Below are 506 nucleotides of genomic sequence, written 5' to 3' on the forward strand. Positions count from 1 at the left end.
GATCAAGATTGAGGCTCCTTCAACACACAACGGAGTAATTTCATGACCATCCTCATTACTGGCGCAACTGGCAACGTCGGCCGCCAGGTTACCCAGCAGCTCGTCCAGCGTGGCGCCAAAGTACGCGCACTGGTCCGTGACCCGGCAAAGGCGAACTTCCCGGCCGGCGTCGAAGTCGTTCCAGGCGACCTGCTCGACGTACCAGCCCTGCGGAGCGCGTTCACAGGCGTGTCCACCCTGTTCCTGCTCAACGCCGTGGTTCCCGACGAGTTCACCCAGGCCCTGCTCACGCTCAATCTGGCGCGTGAAGCCGGCGTCGAGCGCGTCGTCTATCTCTCCGTGATCCACAGCGACCGCTACCTGAACGTTCCCCATTTCGCGGGCAAATTCGGTGTCGAGCGGATGCTCGAAGAGATGGGTTTTGCCGCCACCATCCTGCGTCCCGCCTATTTCATGAACAACGATCTCACCATCAGGGACGTKGTCACCGGTTACGGCGTCTATCC

At 60.8% G+C, this 506-nt stretch carries 1 protein-coding gene; it reads left to right on the forward strand.

Annotation, left to right across the window (positions count from 1 at the left end):
- Positions 1-42: 42 nt before the first annotated feature.
- Positions 43-506, forward strand: a 464-nt coding sequence (locus tag AC1DWI_RS26090) for an SDR family oxidoreductase (protein WP_477726324.1), incomplete at its 3' end; no start/stop codon positions are given.

The sequence above is a fragment of the Polaromonas sp. P3_C2 genome (genome assembly GCF_056402675.1).